The following is a 6,000-nucleotide window of genomic DNA, read 5'->3' on the forward strand; positions in this document are numbered from 1 at the left end:
CCTCCCTGTGGAACATTCACGGTTCCATACGTCCGAATTTCGGGACTGCCTGTGCTATAACATTTGTAAGTAGCACCTACAATTATGGCTATAGGTGATAACATCCGTTTCGCAATGAAGCGTTGCAATGACGCAACATTCTACCAAATGACAGCTTTACGGCCTACCGGCACGAAAAGGGCCGGAGCATTGCTGCCCCGGCCCTTTTGACGGTCAACCTGATCGGAAAGGATCAGCCGACGATTTCTTCGGGCTTGAAGAAGTAGGCGATTTCGATGGCCGCGTTCTCATCCGAATCCGAACCGTGGACCGAGTTTGCTTCGATCGATTCAGCCAGTTCCTTGCGGATCGTGCCGGGTTCAGCATTGGCAGGGTTGGTGGCGCCCATGATGTCACGGTTGCGCTGCATCGCGTTCTCACCTTCGAGAACCTGCACGACCACCGGACCGGAGATCATGAATTCGACCAGTTCGCCAAAGAACGGACGTTCGCGGTGAACGGCGTAGAAGCCTTCGGCCTGTTCGCGGCTCATATGGATGCGCTTGGAAGCGACGACGCGCAGGCCAGCTTCTTCCAGCATCTTGGTGACCGCACCGGTCAGGTTGCGGCGCGTGGCATCAGGCTTGATGATCGAGAAAGTGCGGGTAACCGCCATGAGAATTTCCTTGCGAAACGTTGCGAATTCGATGGGCGCGCCCCTAGCCCGGTTTGCCGGAAACCGCAAGGTGCGGCGCAGCAATCGGCGTTTTCCAGAAAAATGCGTCGTAGCAGTTGAAGCTTTTTAATCGCGCGCTTAACATCCGCCGAAAGAGGCAAGCGGAGATTCGGATGGCTGGCGTGCTTGAAGGCAAAGTCGTTGCTGTGACCGGCGCAGGGCGCGGGATCGGGCGCGAGATTGCGTTGCTGTGTGCGCGTGAAGGTGCAGCGGTGGTGGTCAACGATCCCGGCGTGGCGCAAGCGGGCGATGGCGGGGACGCTGGCCCTGCACAGACCACGGTGGATGACATTGTGGCGGCGGGCGGCAGGGCTTGGGCCAACCTTGCCAGCGTGGCCGATCCATTGGGCGCGGCGACCATCGTGGAAGACGCCGTCCAGCGCTTTGGCCGGATCGATGCGGTGGTGAACAACGCCGGAATCCTGCGCGATACGATCTGGCACAAGATGTCTTACGAAGACTGGACCCAGGTGATCGACGTGAACCTGACCGGCGCGTTCAACGTGTCGAAGGCGGCGACGCCCTATTTTCGTGAGCAATCATCGGGCAGCTTCATCCATTTTACGTCAACCAGCGGGCTGATCGGCAATGTGGGGCAGGCGAACTATTCGGCGGCCAAGCTGGGGCTGGTGGCGATGTCGCAATCCATCGCGCTGGATATGGCGCGCTGGGGTGTGCGGTCAAACTGCGTGGCACCCTTTGCGTGGAGCCGCATGACCGCCTCGATCCCGGCGGAAACGCCCGAGCAGAAGCAGCGGGTGGAGCGGCTGCAAACGATGAGCGCCGACAAGATTGCGCCGCTGGTGGCCTATCTGGCGTCGGATCTTTCAAGCGAGGTCACCAATCAGGTGTTTTCGGTGCGGAAGAACGAGATCCTGCTTTTCAGCAAGCCGCGCCCGGTGCGCTCGATGGTCAAGCTGGAGGGGTGGACGCCTGCCGCGATTGCCGAGGAACTGATCCCGGCATTCAAACCTGCTTTTGCGCGCGCGGACGAAGTTTCGGCGCACGTTTTCCCCTATGATCCGGTCTGAGGATTTATCCATATGAGCACTGTCAATCCCGGTATGGACGCCGAAATCTTTGACCAGTTTATCGAACAACTGCGCCGCTATGTGCGTGAGCGGCTGATTCCGGCTGAGGAGGACGTGATCGCGCAGGACCGCATTCCTGACGACATCTTGGGCGAGATGCGCGAGATGGGGCTGTTCGGCATTACCATCCCCGAGGAGTTTGGCGGGGCGGGCATGAATGTCAGCCAATATATCGAGACGGTGAAGCAGTTGAGCTTTGCTGCACCGGCGTACCGTTCGACCATGTCTATAAACATCGGCATGACCGGCACCGCGATCAAGAATTTCGGCACGGCAGAGCAGAAGGCCGAATGGCTGCCACGCATCGCCAGCGGCGAGATTGCGTGTTTTGGCCTGACCGAGCCGGGATCAGGGTCTGACAGTGCGGCGATGCAGACGATGGCGGTGCGTGATGGCAACGGATACCGGCTGAACGGGACGAAACGGTACATCACCAACAGCCCCAGTGCGAAGATCGGGCTGATCATGGCGCGCACATCAAAGGAAGCGCTGGCCAAGAACGCGCATGTATCCGCCTTCATCGTCGACATGACCACGCCGGGCATCACTATCGGCAAGCCGGACAAGAAGATGGGGCAAGCAGGCGCGCACATTGCCGATGTCATCATGGACGACGTGCATGTGCCGGGTTCAGCGCTGGTCGGGGGCGAAGAAGGCCGGGGCTTTCAGATTGCGATGCAGAGCCTTGATAACGGGCGGCTTTCGGTGGCGGGCATGGGCGTGGGCATGGGGCGGCGCGCGCTCGACACCGCAATCCGCTATGCCACCGAGCGCAAGGCGTTTGGCGAGCCGATTGCGAACTTCCAGCTGATCCAGGCGATGCTGGCCGACAGCGAGGCCGAACTCTATGCCGCCGAATGCATGATCGCCGACGCCTGCGCCCGCGCGGACCGGGGCGAGAATATCCAGCGCAAGGCGGCGTCGGCAAAGCTGTTCTCGTCCGAAGCCTGCGGGCGCGTGGTGGATCGGTGCGTGCAGGTGTTTGGCGGGGCGGGTTACCTTGCCGAATATCCGGCGGAGCGCTTCTTCCGCGATGCGCGCATCCTGCGCATTTACGAGGGCACCAGCCAGATCATGCAATTGCAGATCGCCAAGAGCCTGCTGCGCGAATTCAGCAGCGAAGGGGCGGTTTGGTGATCCTCCCCGAACCGGGGAGGGGGACCGCGACGCGTAGCGGCGTGGTGGAGGGGGCTCTCCACAGGCGCAGTGCCGGGTTGATAGCCCCCACCACCACCGTTCCGGCGGTCCCCCTCCCCGATATGGGGAGGAACTGCCGTGTATAATCTCCTCTCCGGCCTTTCGATTGTCGAGGTTTCCTCGTTCGTGGCCTCCCCCACGGCGGGCCTCTATTGCGCACAAATGGGCGCAGAAGTGATCCGCGTTGACGACCGGCGCGGCGGGCTGGACTACCGGCGCTACATGATGACGCGCGAGGGGCGGTCGCTTTCGTGGGAGAACCTCAACCGCGCGAAGAAGAGCGTGGCGCTGGATCTGCAGACCACTGAGGGGCGCGAACTGGCGGTTCGGTTGGCGCAGCAGACCGGGCAGGTCATCACCAACCTGCCGGCGGAAAGCTTCATGGCGCATGACCGGATCGCGGCGGGGCGGCCCGATCTGGTTTCGGTGCGGATCATGGGTTGGCATGACGGGCGGCAGGCGATGGACTTTACGGTCAACGCTGCTGCAGGCTATCCGCTGATGACCGGGCCGGAAGAGTGGGATGCGAACGATGCGCGTCCGGTGAACCAGGTTCTGCCTGCGTGGGATTTCATCACCGGGGCCTATTGCGCCTTTGCCCTGCTGGCCGGGCTGCGCCACCGCGATGCAACTGGCGAAGGCAGCGAGTTGCGCGTGCCGCTGGGCGATGTGGCGATAGGCACGGCGTTCAACGCCGGGGCTGCGGCGGAAATGCTCTATCGCGGGGATGACCGGGAGCGGATCGGCAATGCCATCTGGGGCGCATTCGGGCGCGATTTCCGCAGCCGTGATGGCAAGCGCTTCATGGTTGCCGCGCTGACGCCCAAGCAGTGGAAGGCGACAGTTGAGGCCTTTGGGCTGGACGAGGCGGTGGCGGGACTGGAGGCGGAGCTGGGCGTCAGCTTCCTCGCCAGCGATCACCACCGCTTCGTCCACCGCCACCGGCTGTTCGCCCTGTTCCAGCAGGCAGCAGAGCGGTTTGACTATGCCGACCTTGCCGCGCGGCTGACCAAGGCCGGGGCCACGTTTGAGCATTATCGCACCATGCACGAGATGGCGCGCGATCCTGAACTGGTGGCCAACAATCCGCTGTTCGGCCCTTCCCCCGCCAACCCGAGCGGCTTTGCCTATCCCGCGCCACGCAGCTTTGCCAACATCCCAGATCGTGAAGCCGGTGACCCGATGCCTGCGCCCTACCTAGGTCAGGACAGCGAGGAAGTGCTGGCGGAGCGGCTGGGGCTTTCATCAGGCCAAATTGCCGCGCTGATCGACCGGGGCGTGGTTGCCACTTCTGACAAGGACAAGACATGACCCTGCGTAGAGCCGCCATCGTTGCCCCTATCCGCACTGCCGTTGGCAAGTTTGGCGGGGCGCTGTCCTCGCTGACCGCTGGCGAACTGGGCGCGGTGGTTCTGAAAGCGCTGATGGAGCGCACCAAGATCGATCCGGCGCGGGTGGACGATGTGGTGTTTGCGCAAGGGTATGGGAATGGCGAAGCGCCGTGCATCGCGCACTGGTCATGGTTGCTGGCAGGGCTGCCCGAAGCGGTGCCGGGCTATCAGTTGGACCGGCGCTGCGGATCAGGGCTGCAAGCGATCGTCAATGCGGCGATGATGGTGCAGACCGGGGTTTCCGACGTGGTGGTGGCGGGCGGCGTGGAGTCCATGTCCAACGTGGAGCACTATACCACCGACGTGCGCAAGGGTGTGCGCGCAGGATCGCTGACGCTGCATGACCGGCTGACGCGGGGGCGCGTGATGAGCCAGCCGGTGGAGCGCTATGGCGTGATCAGCGGGATGATCGAGACGGCGGAGAATCTGGCCAAGGACTTCGGCATCAGCCGTGAGGCTTGCGATGCTTATGCTGCGCGCAGCCACCAGCGGGCAGCGGCGGCTTGGGCGGGCGGGCTGTTCCAGGATGAACTGGTGGCAGTGCCGGTGCCGCAGAAGAAGGGCGATCCGGTGATCTTCGCACATGACGAGGGGTATCGCGCGGACGCTACGGCGGAATCGCTGGGCAAGTTGCGCGCGCTGGAAGGCGGCGTTGTGACGGCGGGCAATGCCAGCCAGCAGAACGATGCAGGGGCGGCATGTCTGGTCGTGGCGGAGGACAAGCTGGAGGAACTGGGGCTGGAGCCGATTGCGTGGTTCCATTCGTGGGCGGCGGCGGGCTGTGATCCTTCGCGGATGGGGTATGGCCCGGTGCCTGCCACCGAGCGGCTGTTTGCGCGCAATGGCTTATCGTGGTCTGACATCGACCTGATCGAACTGAATGAAGCCTTTGCGCCGCAGGTTCTGGCTTGCCTGAAAGGCTGGGGCTGGTCGGACGATGACAGCCGCCACGCCATGCTCAACGTCAACGGCTCGGGCATCTCGCTGGGCCATCCCCTCGGCGCGACCGGCGGGCGCAATCTGGCCAACCGGACGCGCGAATTGCAGCGGCGCGGGGGGCGCTATGGGCTGGAGACGATGTGCATTGGCGGCGGTCAGGGGATTGCGGCGGTGTTCGAGGCGGCGCGGTGATCCTCTCCCCCTACGACAGCGAGGACCACGGCGAAATCCGTGAAGGCGTTCGCAAATTGTGCGCGCAGTTTCCCGGCGAGTACTGGCGCAAGCTGGACGCGGCCCGCGAATATCCGACCGACTTCGTGAATGCCCTGACCGAAGCGGGATATCTTTCGGTGCTGATTCCTGATGAATACGGCGGGTCCGGCCTTGGCCTTAGCGCGGCGGCGGCGATCCTTGAGACCGTGCAGGCCGAGGGCGGCAATGGCGGCGCGTGCCATGCGCAGATGTACACGATGGGCACGATCCTGCGACATGGGTCCGAGGAGCAAAAGCAGGCCTATCTGCCCAAGATCGCCAGCGGGGAACTGCGGTTGCAGGCCTTTGGCGTGACCGAGCCGACCAGCGGGACCGACACGACCAGCCTTCGCACTTTTGCCCGGCGCGAGGGCGACGAGTACGTGGTCAATGGCCAGAAGATCTGGACCAGCCG

At 63.2% G+C, this 6,000-nt stretch carries 6 protein-coding genes; 5 read left to right on the plus strand and 1 reads right to left on the minus strand.

Annotated features, from left to right (window positions below; genetic code table 11):
- Positions 1 to 232 precede the first annotated feature (232 nt).
- On the minus strand, positions 233 to 655 hold the full coding sequence (gene ndk / locus Q8R81_RS03695) for a nucleoside-diphosphate kinase (RefSeq protein WP_305616089.1): 423 nt from the start codon (positions 653 to 655) through the stop codon (positions 233 to 235).
- 173 nt (positions 656 to 828) lie between these two features.
- On the opposite strand from ndk, the gene Q8R81_RS03700 reads away from it, so the two are divergent.
- The 5 genes from Q8R81_RS03700 to Q8R81_RS03720 all read left to right on the plus strand — a co-directional run.
- Positions 829 to 1,746 carry an SDR family NAD(P)-dependent oxidoreductase gene (locus Q8R81_RS03700; RefSeq protein ID WP_305616090.1) on the plus strand — a complete coding sequence of 306 codons (918 nt, stop codon included), beginning with the start codon at positions 829 to 831 and terminating at the stop codon, positions 1,744 to 1,746.
- Between the two features lie 12 nt (positions 1,747 to 1,758).
- On the plus strand, positions 1,759 to 2,943 hold the full coding sequence (locus tag Q8R81_RS03705; protein ID WP_305616091.1) for an acyl-CoA dehydrogenase family protein: 1,185 nt from the start codon (positions 1,759 to 1,761) through the stop codon (positions 2,941 to 2,943).
- 138 nt (positions 2,944 to 3,081) lie between these two features.
- Complete coding sequence (locus Q8R81_RS03710; protein ID WP_305616092.1) at positions 3,082 to 4,314, plus strand: CoA transferase; 1,233 nt, start codon at positions 3,082 to 3,084, stop codon at positions 4,312 to 4,314.
- The gene (locus Q8R81_RS03715; protein ID WP_305616093.1) at positions 4,311 to 5,525 is read left to right on the plus strand and encodes an acetyl-CoA C-acetyltransferase; all 1,215 of its coding nucleotides are present in this window, start codon (positions 4,311 to 4,313) and stop codon (positions 5,523 to 5,525) included. The genes Q8R81_RS03710 and Q8R81_RS03715 overlap by 4 nt, the downstream gene beginning before the upstream one ends.
- A partial coding sequence (locus Q8R81_RS03720) for an acyl-CoA dehydrogenase family protein (protein WP_305616094.1) occupies positions 5,522 to 6,000 on the plus strand: 479 nt, incomplete at its 3' end. The genes Q8R81_RS03715 and Q8R81_RS03720, both read left to right, overlap by 4 nt.

Origin of the sequence: Novosphingobium sp., from assembly GCF_030696665.1 — a bacterium.
Classification (GTDB): Bacteria; Pseudomonadota; Alphaproteobacteria; order Sphingomonadales; family Sphingomonadaceae; genus Novosphingobium.

Excerpts from the sequence above, each read along its gene's own strand:
- Q8R81_RS03715 (WP_305616093.1), top strand. The coding sequence starts at position 4,311 with ATGACCCTGCGTAGAGCCGCCATCGTTGCCCCTATCCGCACTGCCGTT.
- ndk (WP_305616089.1), bottom strand. The coding sequence starts at position 655 with ATGGCGGTTACCCGCACTTTCTCGATCATCAAGCCTGATGCCACGCGC.
- Q8R81_RS03705 (WP_305616091.1), top strand. The coding sequence starts at position 1,759 with ATGAGCACTGTCAATCCCGGTATGGACGCCGAAATCTTTGACCAGTTT.
- Q8R81_RS03700 (WP_305616090.1), top strand. The coding sequence starts at position 829 with ATGGCTGGCGTGCTTGAAGGCAAAGTCGTTGCTGTGACCGGCGCAGGG.